We start from the raw sequence: 17,893 nt of genomic DNA on the forward strand, positions 1-17,893 counted from the left end.
GTTTGTTCTAGAAATTGCAAACGAAAGAAACAAAATATAAATTTCTCATTGTCTGTTAAAATAATATGGAAAAATCTTTCTTAATGAAAGATTTTTTCCTTCGGAACAATAATTACCACCTTTGGGCAACAAATCTTCTCTACCAATCCATTGAGAAGTTATCAGATGATGATTACAAAGAAGACGTTGGTTTGTTTTTTAAGTCAATTCATGGAACACTCAATCACTTGTTAGTTGTTGAGAAAGTATGGTTCTCAAGACTCTCTGGTGAAGTTTATGTTCCAACATCACTCGCAGAAGAATTGGAAACAAATAAGGACAAGCTAAAAGAACAACTCCAAATTCATATTGGAAACTGGAATCGTTGGATTCAGAATTTCGATGATTCAAACTGGCAAAATGTATTTCGATACAATACAATGCGAGGATTCGAAGCCGAACTATTGTACTGTGATGTTGTTCAACATAATATGAATCATAGAACCCACCATCGGGGACAAATCACAGCTGCCATCACACATTTAGGTGGTATCGCTCCTGAGATTGACTACGTTTATTATTTACAATCATTAGGAAAATGAAATGTGGAATCCATCTAAGAAAACAAGAACCATCACTAGTAAAATCTTATTTGTAATTTTCTCCTTGGCATCAGTCTTTCACGTATTTGCTTTATTGCAAATCATTCCTTACCAATACCTTTGGGGAGGTAGACTTCAATCGGTCGAAGAGATGTATTTGATGGAAAGTATATCATTAATTGCTAATGTTTTTTTTGTGTATTGTAGTCATTTATACTTACAATACATGAACAATGGTTTTGTTCCGATATGGATCCGCATCATATTCGGATTTATTTCTGCTGTATTTTTTATGAATACAATCGGGAATTTGGTTGCCATTACAAATTTAGAAACTTTACTGGCTACACCAATCACTGCCATTTTATCAGTGATTAGTTTCACGTTGGTACTAAAATATGAAAATCAGACAAGCTAACTTTAAAGACATTTCCAAACTCGCAGAACTTTTCGATTTATATCGTCAGTTCTATGGCCAAAAAAGCAACCTAGCAGGTGCTTCACGGTATTTACAAGACAGAATGGAACATGGCCAATCAGTTCTATTTCTAGCGGAAGACCCAAATACTGGAAATTTTTTTGGATTCACACAATTGTATCCAGTTTTTTCCTCCATCTCTATGCAACGTTCCTACATTCTAAATGATTTATATGTTAAATCTGAAAATAGAAAACAAGGAATCGCCAAAGGATTGATCCTTGAGGCAAAATCTTTTACAAAATCTTTCCAAGGAAAAGGTTTAGAATTATCTACCTCTATGCACAATAAAGAAGCTAGATCCTTATATGAAAAAGAAGGATTTGTTCAGGAAACAGAGTTTTTATCCTATTTCTGGAAATCAAATTAACGAAACTATTTTGCAGAGGTAAACTGCGATGTACATTCCCGAACATTTTCGAATGGAGTCTTCTTCCATACTTGATTTTGTAATAGATAATGCATTTGGAATTCTGATCTCAAATGTTGATGGGAAGATGGAAGCAACCCACTTACCACTGTTAATTAGTGAAGATCAAAGATATTTGATAGGACATTTTGCAAAGCCAAATCCTCAGAAACATTCTCTAAACCAAGAGGTCCTTTGTATATTTCCTGGCCCACATACTTACATCTCACCATCTTGGTACGAAACAAATCGGTCTGTTCCTACTTGGAATTACACAGCAGTTCATATCAAAGGAATTTTAACCTATATGGAAGATCCTTCGGAAATTCAAAATAGTTTAAAAACACTTGTACAAACATTTGAATCCAATGACTCGAGTTATAATCTAGGTGAAGTTGAGAAGGATTATTTGATCGGATTACAAAAAGGAATTGTTCCGTTTCGAATTCAAATCACAGAAATGGAAGGAAAACAGAAGTTAAGCCAAAACCACTCAATCGAACGAAGGTTACGAGTGATTGAGAATCTTGAGAGAAAGCCAGGTGACAATGAAAAAGCGATTGCCAAATTAATGAAACAATCCTTAGATCAAAATTCATAAGAATTGTTCTCTTCAATTTCTGAATTGGATTTCTTTTTCTTGAATTGATCAACTGAGTTTAGTGAAATACATTGAAACTAGAATTAAATGTCCGAGTAACTCCCGAAATTGCATCCAATCCGGATCATCTTTTACAATTTGTATCCAAACAAAATAAAATTCCGAAACAAGACATCAAACATATTGAATGCACAGCTAGATCCATTGATGCGAGGCAAAAACAGGTTGTGTACCAATTAAGGTTAGATGTTTACATCAATGAAGAATTTATACCATACCAATATTCCATTCCAGATTTTCAAAATGTAAAACTTCAAGAACCCATTCTCATCATCGGAGCAGGACCTGCTGGTTTATTTGCTGCATTACGTGCCTTAGAACTCGGCAAAAAACCGATCATTCTGGAAAGAGGAAAGAATGTAAAAGATAGAGTTTCTGATCTACGAGGCATCAATGTGCACCACATTGTGAACGAAGATTCTAATTATTGTTTTGGCGAAGGTGGCGCAGGAACCTATTCTGATGGAAAACTTTATACTCGATCCAAAAAAAGAGGTAATATCCGAAAAGTTCTTGAGTATTTGGTTTCATTTGGTGCCATAAAACAAATCTTAGTCGACGCTCATCCTCATATTGGAACAAATAAACTACCTAGAATCATTCAGAGTATAAGAGAATGTATTCTCTCCGCTGGTGGAGAAATACATTTTCACACAAGAGTCACTGATCTTATCATGAATGGAAATTCGATCACTGGAGTTAAATCTGCAGATGGTCAAAAATGGATGGCAAAAAAAGTCATCATTGCAACTGGCCATTCTGGAAGGGAAATATTTCAGTTATTACATGAAAAGGGAATCGAAATTCATACAAAACCACTTGCAATTGGTGTCCGTGTGGAACACCCACAAAGTTTAATCGATTCCATTCAATACCATTGCCAAACAAAGAATCCGCTATTACCCGCATCTGAATATTCGTTAGTAAAACAAATTAATGGTCGTGGTGTTTATAGTTTTTGTATGTGTCCAGGTGGAGTGATTGCACCATGTGCCACAAAACCAGGAGAAGTTGTCACAAATGGTTGGTCTAGTGCAGAACGATCTAGACCAACAGCCAATTCAGGAATTGTCGTAGAACTTCGGTTAGATGATTTTAAATCATTTGAATCCTTTGGAGTTTTTTCTGCCTTACAATACCAATCTTCAATAGAACAAAAAGCATTTTTAATCAATGGCGGAACACAAAAAGCCCCTGCCCAACGTATGGTAGACTTTACAAAGAACATTGTGTCAACCGATCTACCGAAAACTTCATATACTCCTGGGCTTGTTTCCGTTTCTTTGTCGGAAGTTCTACCACCACTCATTGTAGATGCTCTCCAAAAGGGTTTCAAAGAGTTTGATTCATCAATGAAAGGATACTTTACAAATGAAGCGATCCTCCATGCTCCTGAAACACGTACTTCTTCTCCAATTCAAATTCCGAGAAATCCAGAAACCTTAGAACACATTACGACTCACGGATTATATCCTTGTGGCGAAGGTGCTGGGTATGCAGGTGGTATCGTGTCAGCTGCAATCGATGGTATGAAATGTGCGGAAGCTGCCCTCACTGGTACTTTCACCAAATAAGAAAAGGATTGATTCCTCAATCAAATTGATTATTCTATGATTCCAAAAATGAAACATTACTTCGCCTTTATCATCATATCCCTCTTATTCCATTGTTCTACTGACCTTCGCCAAGTCCCTCCTCCAACCAAAAATGGCAATCTCACTAGGAATAAAGTGAACCTACCGATTGTTATCGGTAAGTTTGAAATACTTTCAGCGGATAGAGGTGTTTACACGGATGCATGGCGTATGGCTTGGAAAGGTCATTTACAGTCTTCTGGTATATTCACAAACGTTTACAATGAATTAGATCCAAATGAAGTTAAAGATTTTTATACAATTGATGTTGAGATGAAAACTATCTATTCAGACAGATACAATTGGTGGTATACTTGGCCTGCTGTATATCCATTCGTAGCAATTTGGCCCATACAATATCGGTTAGGTGAATATTCTGTCGAATTTCATTACAAACTTTATCTTAACAAAGATTTACAAAAAGAAGAAACGATCATTAAAAAAGGAAATGCAGAAGAATTTCTGTATGGATTCTTTAAGGTTAGAAACTTTCATAGGATGATTGAAGAGACAAATTTAGAAGCGGTGAATGTATGTTTAAAAAACTTAGAAGCTTCACTATAATTCTAACTATCTTATCTTTAGTAGGCTGTGTGAGCATTCCATTCCAACCTGCAAATCATACAGAAGAATGTAAGGCATATTATTTCCAAACCAAAAGACAAGTTACTGAAGTTTTTGATGAAAATACATTAACCATTGGACTCGTGGTAACTCTTTCGTTACTCAATTCTGCATTTTCTCCGATATTTTTAGCACCTATCCTTAGTACGCCTTATATCCATTACAAAAACAAAGTCAAATCAGATGAAATATTGAACCAATGGAAAGTGGAAAAATGTGGTATGACAGGAAAAAAAGAAACGAATTCGGAGAGACCACCGATCGTACTTTAATTATTTAAAAACTTCATTGTATCACCTAACAAAAGACCGATCTGCAGTCGTAATTGGATTAAATCATAACGGTTTTGGATTTCATTACGCATTACATCTCTAAGTCGTCTATCAACTGTTTGTAATTCAATAATTGATGCAGATCCTGTTTTATAAGCTTTTTCCATAATTTGATAATTTTCTTCTGCGATTCTTTTACTTTCGCGAGAAATATCATACAACTCAACTAGGTTATTATGTTGTTGGATTAATTCAAACAAATACAATCCAGTATTTTCTCGTAAAAACTGAGATTGTGACTTTGCAAGTTTCACTTCAATTTTGGATTTATCAAATTCATTTTTGTCTAACCAACGATTGAATAAAGGAAATCGGAAGCCGAAATTTCCGCCTACATTTAAATCTGCATCAGATGATCTTGCATAAATACTATAATCATTTCTGCTATAATCATATACTTGCATCGGATTTGTCCAAGTTCCACTAAGACCAGAATAAGATTCTCTTGTATTTTGATTGTAAATGTTTACAAAAAAATCAGGTACCCATAATTCATTGAATCGAACCTGTTTTTGAATTTCTAAAATTTTGATTTGATTGACTGTTAAGATTAAATCAAAATTTACATCAGATAAATTTCTTTCAAACTCAGCTAATGTTGATTCTAGAGGAAGGATTTTGTATTCTCTTTCAGGAATTTGTTTTAATGTAACATCTTTTAAAAGAAATTTTCTTCTAAAAATTGATTGGCTTTTCTGTTGGTCAAGTCTAGATTTTATCGCATTGTACTTATAAAAGAAATAGTCAACCTTTGAGTTTTGAGTCACCAAATAAGACTCAATTCCTTGTTTATAAAGTTTTTGTACAGTTTGAAATTGTTTGTCTGCATCTGATTCATTTGAAAAATCATAATCATAAAAAGCCAAAAGTTTTAAAGTTTCTGCATACTGAAACGCTTGGTCAAAAAGTTCTTTTTGGTAAAGAGCACGATATTCAAGGAGTAATCGTTCATATTCCAATTCTAGAATCATGTTGGTAAGGATTGTATTACCTTGCTCCATAAAATTCCAGTTTAGATTTAATGTTGTACTCCAACCTTTCCGGTTGTATCCATCACCTCTAAGTGATTCAAAAAAAGGAGAATGTTCCAAATTTACGGAAGGCAAATAACGTAAATTACGGGTATCGATATCCACTTTTTTACGTTGGATTTCCATTTCCTTCAGTTTTAATTCATAAGACTTTTCTCCAACTAACTTCGGTAAATCATAGAAACTCACCACCTCTGCCAAAAGGTGGGAATTTGACATAATAAGCAGGATGATAAAACTTAGAATTTTCCGAGAATCTGACACTAATTGAATTATCGGATCGCTTCTTGTTTGGAATGAAGCAATTGGTAAATTCCGCCTTTGGAAAGTAACTCTTTGTGATTCCCTTTTGAATCCAATTTTCCACGTTCTAAAACGAAAATTTGGTCATAATTTCGGATGGTGTCCAATCGGTGAGCGACTGTTATGATTGTGGAATTTGCAAAAACGGAATTGATATGTGACAGAATTCGCGATTCCGTCTCTTTATCGAGAGATGATGTTGGTTCATCTAATAATAGTAAGTTTGGTCTCTGTAAAAACAATCTAGCCAAGGATATTCTTTGTTTTTGGCCACCTGAGAATAAAAAACCTCGGTCTGAAAATTCAGTATCATATCCCAAAGGTAACTTTACAATATCATCATGGATACACGCAAGTTTTGCTGCTTCTACCACTTCGCTTAGTGTTGCTTCAGGTTTTGTGATGGATATATTCTCTCGAACCGTTCCTGAAATGAATGGATTTTCTTGGAAACAGACACCAATTTTAGTTCGTAAACTTGGTAACCAAATTTCATTGAGAGGAATATCATCAATTAAAATCTCACCTTGAGTAGGATTATACAATCCTAACAATAGTTTTATGATTGTTGATTTGCCACTACCACTACGTCCAACAAAGGCAACTTTTTTTCCTGGTTGAATCTTGAGTGATAAATTACGAATTCCTGATTCTGGTTTTTGGCTGTCATAAGCGAAAAAAAGATTTTTGAATTCAATATTACCTTTTACCTCAGGTAAATCAACTTTGAATAAATTGTCCTTATCAGAGATTTCACTATCCAAGGATTCAAAACTTCTAAGCCGATTCCAAGCTACATTTGCTTTTTGAAACTTTAAAAAATCTTCATATAAAGATATCAATGGCGTTCGGATATATGTGATCAATCCAACAATGGCATACAAAGTTCCCAAAGTCATTTGGTCATGTAAAATCAACAAACTACCGACCAATAAAACTATCACGATTGTTATTTGTTTAAAAAACTCAGTATTCGCTGAAAGTAAATTTGAATAAAATAGTTTTTTCCCTTCGGAATTTAATTGAGCCGTTAGTCGTTTCTCAAAATCCCATCTGTGTGAATATGTTGCCCCTAAATTTTTAATCGTTTCAAATCCATTGATTGATTCGATAAAATAACTTAATGTTTCAGCTCGTTTTAAAGATTCCTTTTTTGTTTCTTCAATGATTTTGGGTGATAAAAAACGTAAAACCAATATCTCGGGTATGATAAACAACATAATGATGACTAATAACACTGGAGATAAAAATAGGAATATAATGAAAACCAATGAACTAAAAATCAAATCGAAGATTTTCATAGCACCTTGGTCTGAAAAAAACAAAATCACTGATTCAATTTCCTCCCATCGATTCAGAATTTCTCCTTTTCGATTTCTTTCAAAAAATGAAATTGGAAGTGAAATTAATTTAACTAAAAATCGTATAGCAATTGTTTGATTGACACGATTACTTGTAAAAAATATTACATTCGATCGAAAATATCCCAAAAATGATTGTGCCAAACTTAATACTACTACTGACACAATGACTGGTAAGAAAAAATCTCGGCTTTCCTGTAATAATACAGCATCTATCAAGTATAAGTTGACTAAAGGTATAAATACTTCAAGTCCCTTCAAAATAAAACTAGCGAGTATACCTGCTTTCAAATATTGAATCGCAGGTAAAAAGTATTCACTGATTCCATTAAAAAATCGATTTTTCCATTCCCATGATGAACTTGGAATCACTTTGGGAACAAAATAAATCACAATCTCCGATGATTTTTTCTCCCATTCCTTTCGATTAAGAACAACTTCACCTATCTCTGGATCAAGAATTGTGACTGTCTTTTCTCCAATGTGTTTTACGATTACATACTTTGAATTTTCTAAATAGGAAATTGTTGGAGATGAATTAATTTCCGATTCATGTTCCCGCCAATTAACAAAATAACAATTACCTTTTTCCTCTCCAAAACATTGTTTCCAATGGTAAGGCAAAATATCTGGATCAAAATCTGGAAACATTGGGTCTGAGTCATATTCAGCAAATGAATAACCCCAATACTTTAGAATCATCTTACGGCATACATCACCTGATTGGAATTTTCCTTCTTGGAATAAAAATGGAAAAGAAATCTGATTTCGAATTGGTGGTGAAAATTTTAATTTAGGTAAAAAATGAAACTTATCTTCTTCATAAACATTCGTTTGTTCAAAATCATCTTCATTTGATTTTTCACCTAAATTAAGTTTCCTTTCACTCATGATTGAGCGAATTGTAATTAGCAAACTCTCAGATTTTTTAAAGAATTGTTCGGCGCTTTTAGAAGATAACTCATAAACGAAACTATCTTCCACTGCAGTTACTGTAGCATTCCTTACTTTTTTTTCCAGAACACCCATTTCACCGAGGACAGATCCCGCTTCTACAAATGAGAAATAATCATTTTGCCACGTTGATTTTGTTACTTTAAACTTACCTGACTTGATAAAAAATAACGATGAACTTTTTGAACCTTCTTTAATCAATACCTGGCCAGAATTTATTTTTCTTTTGACTAATAATTTTGAAAGTTCTTGGATTTCAGAATTAGATAATTTTCGAAAATAAGGATGAATTCTAAGTTCATCTCTTAATTGAACATTTTCTTTATAATCCTCCCAAATTCGTTTTCGATCTTTATCAGAATTGATGAATTTTAAAAAAGATGTAGTAGATAGTGTTAATACTTTGGAATTTTCTTCAATGTAGTATAATTGTTTTCCAAGGGAATCTGAAGTGAATTCAGAAATTCCATAAAGAGACTCTTCCTTTAATGTTTTAATCAATAACTCATTTTGATTGATTTTTAGTTTTATTTGAATTCTACCCGTTTCTAACAATAAAATGGGAGTTGGGTCGTTTTCATTTCCTCCTATTTTATCTCCAGCTACTAATGATCTAAATTCAAAGAATGAAATTATTTTTTTTTGATCTGCAGAAGATAGTTGAGATAAAAAACTATCTTCTTTTACTAAATCTGAAATATCTTTGAAATTACGTTTCAAATTTAATTCCTTGGATCAGCGTAACGAAATAAAATTTGATAAATGTTTTTTCTATCAATGACAATGTCTGCTACAACTTTTAATCCTGGGAATAACTGAAATTTTTTACCATCTTGGTTTAAATCTTGTGTTCCCAAAACTAAAATCACACTAAACGAATCCTTCTCTTTTGTATTTGGTATGATTTGAGAAACAATTCCTTCTACGACACCAAAATCATTTTGGTGAAATGCTTTTACTTTAATCACTGCAGACAGTCCAAGTTTTACAGCACCAATGTCTTTACTACTAACTTCAACGATTGCTTCCAATGGCTGGCCTTCTTCCATAAGTGAAGCCACTGTTTGTCCACGAATGATGTTTTGACCTACGTTATTAACAGCTAATTCACCAATCACACCAGAAAAAGGCATACGAATTACCGCATTGGCAACTCTTTCCTTTTTTAATTTGGTATCTCCGCGAAGACTTGCGATTATATTTTCTTCTCGTTGGATTTCATCTTTTAAGTTTCCAAATTCTTCATTAAACTCTAATAAACTTTGGTCATAAATGAACTTTGCACCAACTCCATTTTGAAAATCCATATAAGCTTTTTTTAAACTTACAAACTTACTTAATACTCCTCCAGATAAGGAAGAGCCGGAATTGTTTTCTAAATTATAAGCTAAATTTTTTGAAATTTTTTCAGCTTCACGTTTATTACGAATTAACCTTTGTAATTTTTTTTCTTCGTAATCCAAATTATTCGCATCTTTAGAAAGTTCGATTTGTTGTTCTGAAAATTCTAATTCCATAATGGGATCTCCTTTTTTAAGAAAATCACCTGATTTTACATACAAATTCGTGAGTGTACCTGTTTCTAATGCTTCTACTACATGATAATTGCCTTTGGGGCGAATGTTACCATTTGCTTGTACGACAACATCAACTCGTCCAAAAACTAAAAACAAAACAAAACAAAAAAAGAATACAGCGATGAGGTATATGCCCTTCTTTTCCCAATTTGGTGCTGGATGTTTCAGTAATTCATCATAGTAAGAAGCAGAATGCCTAGATTCCCAATTGGAATCTGTTTCTTTTAAGTTCTTAAATTTTTTAAACATGGCTTTCCTCTTCGGTTAAGGTAGGAAACAAATGATAGTAATAACCTTTTGTTTGGATCAATTCAGCATGTGTACCCATTTCAACGATACGACCTTCATCAAGGACAATGATTTTATCTGCACTCACTGTACTATGTAGTCGATGGGAGATTTGAATGACTGTTCGATCCAAAAAAACAGTCTCCCATTGTGATTGAATATGAGCTTCCGTTTCTGAGTCCAATGCAGAAGTAGGTTCATCTAAAAATAGAATACTTGGATTCGTTACTAAAGCACGTGCTATCGCAAGTCTTTGTTTTTGACCTCCCGATAATCCAACTCCAGACTCACCAATTTTGGTTTCATATTTCATCGGAAATCTATCCACAAACTGATCAACAGAAGCCAACTTGGCACCAGCCAATAATGATTCCATAAGGAGCGATGGATTTTTTTTAGATAAATTTTCTGTTATCGTTCCAGAGAATAAAATAGGATTTTGTTCTACTGCACCAAATTGGATTCTTACTTCTTCTGGATCAAGTGTAGATAAATCAAACGAATCAACAAACACTTTCCCTTTCGTTGGAGAAAGTGTTCCCATCATAATTCGCATCATAGTCGATTTTCCACACCCACTTCGACCTACGATTGCAATTTTTTCTCCTGCTTCTATATCTAAATTGATATCTTTTAGAATTTCAGGAGAACCTTCCGAGTATCGAAAACTTACATTGTCTAATTTAATTCTACCCGACAATCTCGGAAGCTCACCAAACGGTCGTAAACTGATAGTTTCACCTGGAAGTGAATAAATTTCTGTGAGTCTCATACGAGATTCTCTTAACTCGTTTAAATCCTCATACAAATGGCATAATCTTACGATTGGTTCCATGAGTAAGGAATAAAGGATTAAAAAACCTAAAAAACTTCCCAGTGATAAATGTTCATCTAAAACAAGATTCACTCCATAAGCGATGACTGAAATCAAACCAATTTGCTCAAAGAATTTGCTTATCAATTCAAGGATGTGTACTCTTTTTCCCACTCTTAAGTTTGTTAAGATTGTCCTTGCAATTTCATTTAATCCTTTTGCAAGATAACGACTTTCGATCGAAGAAGCTTTGATCAATTGAATTCCTGAAAACAAAGATAGAAAAAAGGAAGTTGTTTTTTTCTTTGATTCAAAACTATGTTTTTGCAACTTTTTGATTTTTGAACTGGAACGAACAACAACGATTGCATAAACGATTAGAAAAAATAATCCGACAAATGATAATCCACCATCCAATCGAAATAAAATGAATAAATAAATTGGAAGTGTGATAAGATCCAAAATTAAAAACAAACCCGATCTTTGTGTGATTTCTAAAATTCTTTGGTTTTCTTTTAGTCTTTGTGTAAAATCTCCAGTTTCAAATTTACGAAACTCTGGAAGTGTTAAATTCAAGATATGTTGAAAAAAACGAACAAAGTAATTATATTCCAAATTTTGCATGAGTCCAATGGAAATCAAATTTCGGAACAGGGAAAACAAGGATTGAAAAAGTACAGAAAGAGTTACTCCAAATACAATTGTAAATAAAAAGTTACGATCAGAAAAAACTAAAACTTGGTCAACAATCTGGCGTATTAAATAAGGTAACGAAAGGGATAAGATTGCTGAAAAAAAAGTAGCTACCATTACCCAACGAATTTCTTTCTTTTTGGGACTAAATAACATCCTAAGTTCTTTAAAAAAACTAATCAAACTCACTTCTGCTGACAAACTGCTTGGAGCAAGAGAAAATTGTAAAATCACACCATCCCATAGTTTTAGAAATTGTTCAGTCGATAATTCATACACACCTTTAATGGGATGTGAGATTAATATTGCATCTAACTCTAAATCAACTAAATACAATAAACATGGTATATTTTCATCATCAGTGATGAATACAGGATTCTCTAAACTATTTAATTCTGAAAAAGGAATATGAAGTTGTTTTGTTAAAAAACCAAGTTTTTCTAATTCGATTGCTAATTCAAAAATTCCAGGAACAATATTTCGACTCAGTTCATTTTTAATTCTAATTTTCCAATTTGAAGGGAGTGCTTTGTCAAAAGTCCTTAATGCCAACTCAGAACAAACCAAACCAACAAGGCTCATTTGGTCTGTAGTCACTTGTTCAATTAAAATCGTTCGAGTTGTTTTTCTGATTTCAAATCGTTTAGAAACAAAAGGACGAATTGAATTTTCTTCTTTTTCTTTGGATTTATATGTGGAATACCGTAAGAGTCTTGATTGGACAATCTCTTCAAGTTTGTTCCCTTTTTCCGCACCAATAACCTTACGAAAAACATTTCCTGGAATTTGATAGAGTTCTGAGTCTTCTGCTGTGATGGCACTTGCTAATCTTTTTTGTTGTTTAAAGATTGCAATTTCACCAAGTATATCCCCAGATTTCATGATCGAGATGATTTTCCTCGGATTTTCAGTTCTGATTTGAACTTTTCCAGAACGGACGATGTATGCTGATTCTCCAGACTCACCTTCAACAAAAATGAATTCACCTTGAGGAACTTTAATGAGTTGTATCGATTTTAAAATGGATTTGATTTCTTCAGGAGATAATTCATCAAAAAAACTTAGTTTGCGAACGTAATGGAATTTTTCTTGTTCTTCTTCTCTATGTTTTGCTTTTTCTGCAATTTCAGGATGAGATTCAACTAACTTTAAAAAACGAGAAGTTGGTAATAACAAAACAATAGAAGGTTCAAGTGCGTAATAATCATGTTTTGATGGAGTTTTTGTTAAAGTGATCCGTTCTCCTATCGACTCACCTTCTTCAACGAATGCATACCTTCCTAAATGAAGATCCTCTTTGTTTTGTTTCATTCCAAATTTGCCAGTGAGAACAAAATGAATGTACTCAGGCATTTGGTTTGCTTTGATTAATATTTGTCCAATCCGAACAAATTTGACTTCAATAAAAGGAATTAGTGATTCTCGTTCCGAATCGTCTAACTCTGCTAATAAATAATTAGATCGAAATACATTTCGAATTTTTTCAAGATTACGCCTAACTTCTGATTGCATTTATTTTTCTGCTAACATGAGCATATGAGTCACAGGGAAATCATAAGGGTTCAAATCGGTGATTTGTTTTGGATTTGGGATCCTCGGTAAATATAGTTTTATTTTGCCTTCATAACGATTTTTAACGAGCCATTCATTTCGATAGGCACGAGAATTTGGGGAAATTTTAAATCCAATTGATTCTAATTGTTCTTTCCATTCGTTAAAACTCCAAAAACAAAAGGACTCGTGCATTTCACTTTTCCAATTGTCTGTATAATCTTTTTTTGAGATGTATTCGCAGATATCTTTGAGTTTCATACGGTGGTATTCTATACCATCGACTAAAATGGAGGTCGTCCTAAGCACATAACCTTCCTCTTTGCGAAAGTCTTGTTGGAATTGGAAAAATCTTTCTTTCGTCGATAGGGATTCCAAGTATTCTTTGAAACTAACAAAATCCTCTGGACCAAGTCCTTGGTTTGTACTCGAATCCTCTTCCATCCAGACATAAACTTCCGTTTCTTTGTCTTCTGGACCCACAACATCCCGGTTGATCCAAACCCCTCCATAAACAAGTTCCTCAAAACGGTTTTTGATAAATGCCAGTAGTTGTGACCGGTCACCGTACGATTCGATTTCATGGGTAAGAGAGGATGTATGTATGGCATTCATACTGAGAGGTGGATACACAAGTCCACTCACTGCATTTTTACGCAAAAAAAAGACATTGGGATTTTGGAACTCACCATTTTCTTTTCTTTGTTCACAGATATGGTAAAGATGGCGGGCGATTTCCACTCCATAAAAATCTGATTCCGTATACTTAGGATCTTGGCAGACAAGTTTGATCCATGAACCAACAGCACAACCGATGTCCCCAATTCGACCAGGTTTCAAAAAAGGAATCGTTTCTTGGAATTTGAGTTCTGCGATTTCATCCATCTCACGGACATAGGTATTATAATCCCGAGATTCGGTTAGGTCTCCATCATCTCCAATGAGAGAATCAGAAAACAACATATCTACTTTTTCAAATAAGCCGTAATCTTGCCACAATCGTAAACAGGCAGGATCAAGATTTTGTTTCGATTGTTTTTGTTTGACAACAATACTTTCTAACTCTTCCCAAGGAAGTTTTGCCAAAAAAGAATCTTGTGAACCAGGAACTTTTTCAACTGGTAGGACTTTGTATCCAAGTTCCAGATACAAGTTCGCCACTGGTGTGGAACAAAGGACAATTGTATTCTCAGGCGTTAATTTTAACTTTAACTCAGTTTCTACTTCAATTTTTTTAATTGTATACGAAGCAAAGTTAGGTGAATGACCAATGTCATCAATGGGAATTACAAAACTTGGAATGTTGAGTTCTCTGGAGAAATCCTGAATCATCATCGCCCTTTGGTAAAGGGGAAGTGGGTTACGCCTTGTGTTGTTATGATTGGCCGATGTAACGGCAAAGATGATGGCACATGGGTGTTTGGAAATTTGTAATGGATTTCCAAACACATCCAATTCTTCCGAGAGTCCCATGTTTACCAAACGAAGTAAGTATTCCTTTTGGTACCTGGTGAGGAGATGGTGACGCCCCGGAAGGAGTAGGTACATTTTGTACTAAGCTTTAGGGTTTTCTAAAACAATCGCGATTCCTTGTCCACCACCGATACAAAGAGAAGCAACACCATACTTCACTCCACGTCTTTGCATCTCAAGAGCAAGAGTTAAAGTCACACGGTTACCCGATGCTCCGAGTGGATGTCCAATTGCAACAGCACCACCGTTCACATTCGTGATCTTTGGATCAAGACCAAGTTCCTTTTGTACCGCTAAGTACTGAGCTGCGAATGCTTCATTCACTTCGACAAGTCCAATGTCTTTTAAACTGAGTCCTGCTTTTTGTAATGCAGCTGGAATTGCAAGTGCAGGTCCAATTCCCATCTTAGCAGGATCACAACCTGCATGTCCCCAAGATTTTACAATCGCGAGTGGTTCCTTACCGAGTTTTTTTGCTTGGGATGCGGATGCGACAATCATAGCAGAAGCTCCGTCATTGATTCCCGATGCGTTTCCTGCAGTTACCGATCCATCTTTTTTAAAAGCAGGTTTTAAAGTGGCAAGTTTTGCTCCACCTGCTTTTCCTTTGATGAATTCATCCTTATCGAACACAATTGGATTTTTTCCATTGATCGTGATGGGATGGATTTCATTTTTTAGAATTCCCTTGTTAGTTGCTTCTTCTGCTCGTTCTTGCGAAGTGGCTGCCCAAGCATCTTGTTCTTCTCTGGAAATTTTATATTGGTCAGACAAGTTTTCTGCCGTCATCCCCATGGGAAGTTCTACATAAATGTCAGTTAAACCTTGTGCGAGTGAATCTTCAAATTCTGCATTTCCATAACGAACTCCAAACCTTGCATTGCGTACAACATAAGGTGCATTGCTCATGGATTCCACTCCACCAGCAAGAACAGTGTGTGCCTCACCTAACATGATTTTTTTAGCAGCTTGGATCACTGCTTCCATTCCTGAACCACAAAGTCTATTGAGTGTTAATGCTGGACTTGTGATCGGAACTCCTGATTTTAACCCGATATGACGAGCTAAATAAATTCCATCTTTACCAGTAGGGATAACATTTCCAAAAATACTTTCTTCAATTAAAGAAGGATCAACTCCAGTTTTTTGGAGTGCTGCCTTTGATACTTCGACCCCAAGGTCTACGGCACTCATGTCTTTGAGTGTTCCGCCAAAACTACCGAATGCGGATCTCAGTCCGCCCAAAATGTAAACTTGTTCCATAGATACCAGGAATGGGCAAAATTGGTCACCTGTCAGCTAAGAATTGAAATTTCACTTGAAAGAGAATGCCACTTAAATAGACTTCCTGCATGAATCGAGAACCAATGTTCGGCCTTGACACAGGTTTTATTTCCAAACAAACCGCAGGCCTCATTCGAGGGATCCTCCAAAAACGATATTCTATTGGAGAAAGCTCCATTCCCTTATTTTCTTCCCCTTCCCCTTTGTACCCTGGCCTAGAACTCATTTCCGACAAAGGACAAAATCCCATTGAAACAAGATTACTCGTGGGAAGCATTCGGATGGGGTACGGTCACCACAGAATGGCACTTTCAGTGTATTCCCATTCTTTGAAAAAAAACATCCCTACTTACTTACACGATTTACTTGCCATCACCTCCCCGGAATCAAAAGCCATTGCCGATATCGATTCTGGTTATAGTTTTTTCTCTCGTATGAGTGCTGAGATTGGTGGTCCTGTGGAATGGATTTGGGGACAACTTATGTCACAAGGAAATCTAACCTCTCTTGAATTTTCATGCCAACTTGCAGCTCTGTACAAAGGACTCATGAATGGAATTCCAAAAGATTCACCTGTCATCACCACATACCCGTTAAATGGTCAGATAGCAGTTGCTTCTGATTTTAACAAAACCATTCATTTAATTTGTGATAATTACCCACAATACTATTTACTTGTGCCTGGAGCATTGAACTTAGTCCAATCCCCTTCTTCTTATACCAAGTTTATCGAAATGGGTGTACCAAAAGACAATCTCGCTGTCGCTGGACATTGGGTATCAGAAGACATTGTATCAAATGCTGTCACTGATTCTGAAAATCGTGTAAGAAGGATTGATTCCAAAAAAATCCGAAGGTTCTTAATCCCAATTGGTGGAGCGGGTGCACAAAAAGGTTATATTTTAGATCTCATTCGTTTGACCAAGTCATATCTCACCAACAAAAAAGCAGTGTATTGGATTAACACTGGTGACCATGTGAAAGTGCTCAAGGCAATTGAAGAGTATTTGATTTTTCAAAAAATCCCATATTTATCAATAGATTCCTGGGAAGACCTACTAACTTTCATTACACGACACCCTCTTAGGTCTGATGACAATGAAAACAATCCGCCTGTAGTTTTGTTTCATTTTCCAACTCACACAGAAGCATTTTCAGCAACCGACAAACTCATTCGAATTGCAGATGTCCTTGTCACAAAACCATCTGAGTTGGCATTTTTTCCAATACCAAAACTGTTTATCCGCAGGGTTGGAGACCATGAAGCTGCTTCGGTTGTAAGGTCTTTGGAACTAGGAGAAGGAACTGTGGAATGTAGGGAAGTGATGCATGCAAAGGAACTGGTTCAAATTTTCACTGAGTCCGATGATTTGTTACTACGAATGAACGAATCCATTATCAAAAATACAATCGAAGGGGTCTATAACGGAAGTAAAACGGCCGTCGAAATGGCGACCGCTTCTTAAGGATTTAAGAGGAGAACTTTTTTTCTAACTCTTGTTTCGTGGATTCCCAAATCCCTGGAATTTTTTTTCCTTCGGTTATGGATGAGTCCACGTCTCCTGACTTCACAAGTGCCTCAGCTTTGACCACCACTTCCGAAAGACCTGCCAGTCCAAAATTGGCAGCAACTCCTTTGATTTGGTGGAGTTCGGATTGTAGTTCTTTTGGATCCTTGGATAACATCAATCGGTCCAAATTTTCAACCCGAGTCGCCATATTTTCCAATAGCGAAGTAATCATTTCCTTCAGCCATGCTTGGTCTTCAGGATCATTCATATCCACAAGAGATTCGATTCGCGACCAATCTATTAACAAGTTCACACCACCCATTCAAAAGATAAC

General features: G+C 35.3%; 15 protein-coding genes. 8 read left to right on the forward strand and 7 right to left on the reverse strand.

The window, feature by feature from the left end:
- The first annotated feature begins 83 nt into the window (after nt 1-83).
- From ND855_RS14620 to ND855_RS14650, 7 genes are all read left to right on the forward strand, one after another.
- Nucleotides 84-581 carry a DinB family protein gene (locus tag ND855_RS14620; RefSeq protein WP_265358946.1) on the forward strand — a complete coding sequence of 166 codons (498 nt, stop codon included), beginning with the start codon at nt 84-86 and terminating at the stop codon, nt 579-581.
- A 1-nt stretch (nt 582) separates the two neighbouring features.
- Entirely contained in the window at nt 583-999 is a 417-nt protein-coding gene (locus ND855_RS14625) for a hypothetical protein (RefSeq protein WP_265358947.1), read from the forward strand.
- On the forward strand, nt 980-1,429 hold the full coding sequence (locus ND855_RS14630; RefSeq protein ID WP_265358948.1) for a GNAT family N-acetyltransferase: 450 nt from the start codon (nt 980-982) through the stop codon (nt 1,427-1,429). The genes ND855_RS14625 and ND855_RS14630 overlap by 20 nt, the downstream gene beginning before the upstream one ends.
- A 28-nt stretch (nt 1,430-1,457) precedes the next feature.
- On the forward strand, nt 1,458-2,069 hold the full coding sequence (locus ND855_RS14635; protein WP_265358949.1) for an FMN-binding negative transcriptional regulator: 612 nt from the start codon (nt 1,458-1,460) through the stop codon (nt 2,067-2,069).
- A gap of 71 nt (nt 2,070-2,140) precedes the next feature.
- Complete coding sequence (locus ND855_RS14640) at nt 2,141-3,703, forward strand: NAD(P)/FAD-dependent oxidoreductase (RefSeq protein WP_265358950.1); 1,563 nt, start codon at nt 2,141-2,143, stop codon at nt 3,701-3,703.
- Nucleotides 3,704-3,751: 48 nt separating this feature from the next.
- Nucleotides 3,752-4,327 carry an LBF_2127 family putative lipoprotein gene (locus ND855_RS14645; protein ID WP_265358951.1) on the forward strand — a complete coding sequence of 192 codons (576 nt, stop codon included), beginning with the start codon at nt 3,752-3,754 and terminating at the stop codon, nt 4,325-4,327.
- A gap of 29 nt (nt 4,328-4,356) precedes the next feature.
- Complete coding sequence (locus ND855_RS14650) at nt 4,357-4,659, forward strand: hypothetical protein (protein WP_407658721.1); 303 nt, start codon at nt 4,357-4,359, stop codon at nt 4,657-4,659.
- Here ND855_RS14650 and ND855_RS14655 read toward each other — a convergent pair.
- Genes ND855_RS14655 through ND855_RS14680 form a run of 6 tightly spaced genes read right to left on the reverse strand, consistent with a single transcriptional unit; the run spans nt 4,656 to nt 16,027 of the window.
- Nucleotides 4,656-5,969 (reverse strand): TolC family protein, encoded by a 1,314-nt coding sequence (locus tag ND855_RS14655; protein ID WP_265358953.1) that lies wholly within the window; start codon nt 5,967-5,969, stop codon nt 4,656-4,658. The genes ND855_RS14650 and ND855_RS14655 overlap by 4 nt on opposite strands.
- Nucleotides 5,970-6,022: 53 nt before the next feature.
- Entirely contained in the window at nt 6,023-9,088 is a 3,066-nt protein-coding gene (locus ND855_RS14660; RefSeq protein WP_265358954.1) for an ATP-binding cassette domain-containing protein, read from the reverse strand.
- A gap of 2 nt (nt 9,089-9,090) precedes the next feature.
- Entirely contained in the window at nt 9,091-10,194 is a 1,104-nt protein-coding gene (locus ND855_RS14665; protein WP_265358955.1) for an HlyD family efflux transporter periplasmic adaptor subunit, read from the reverse strand.
- Nucleotides 10,187-13,252 carry a peptidase domain-containing ABC transporter gene (locus ND855_RS14670; RefSeq protein ID WP_265358956.1) on the reverse strand — a complete coding sequence of 1,022 codons (3,066 nt, stop codon included), beginning with the start codon at nt 13,250-13,252 and terminating at the stop codon, nt 10,187-10,189. The genes ND855_RS14665 and ND855_RS14670 overlap by 8 nt, the downstream gene beginning before the upstream one ends.
- On the reverse strand, nt 13,253-14,839 hold the full coding sequence (locus tag ND855_RS14675) for a methyltransferase domain-containing protein (RefSeq protein ID WP_265358957.1): 1,587 nt from the start codon (nt 14,837-14,839) through the stop codon (nt 13,253-13,255).
- Nucleotides 14,840-14,845: 6 nt separating this feature from the next.
- Complete coding sequence (locus tag ND855_RS14680; RefSeq protein ID WP_265358958.1) at nt 14,846-16,027, reverse strand: acetyl-CoA C-acetyltransferase; 1,182 nt, start codon at nt 16,025-16,027, stop codon at nt 14,846-14,848.
- Between the two features lie 89 nt (nt 16,028-16,116).
- Here ND855_RS14680 and ND855_RS14685 point away from each other — a divergent pair, with 89 nt between their 5' ends.
- Nucleotides 16,117-17,514 (forward strand): DUF6938 domain-containing protein, encoded by a 1,398-nt coding sequence (locus tag ND855_RS14685; protein ID WP_265358959.1) that lies wholly within the window; start codon nt 16,117-16,119, stop codon nt 17,512-17,514.
- A 4-nt stretch (nt 17,515-17,518) separates the two neighbouring features.
- On the opposite strand, the gene ND855_RS14690 is transcribed toward ND855_RS14685, so the two are convergent.
- Nucleotides 17,519-17,866 (reverse strand): Hpt domain-containing protein, encoded by a 348-nt coding sequence (locus tag ND855_RS14690; RefSeq protein WP_407658722.1) that lies wholly within the window; start codon nt 17,864-17,866, stop codon nt 17,519-17,521.
- Nucleotides 17,867-17,893 lie beyond the last annotated feature (27 nt).

Source organism: Leptospira paudalimensis (genome assembly GCF_026151345.1).
In the GTDB taxonomy this organism is placed as follows: Bacteria; Spirochaetota; Leptospiria; order Leptospirales; family Leptospiraceae; genus Leptospira_A; species Leptospira_A paudalimensis.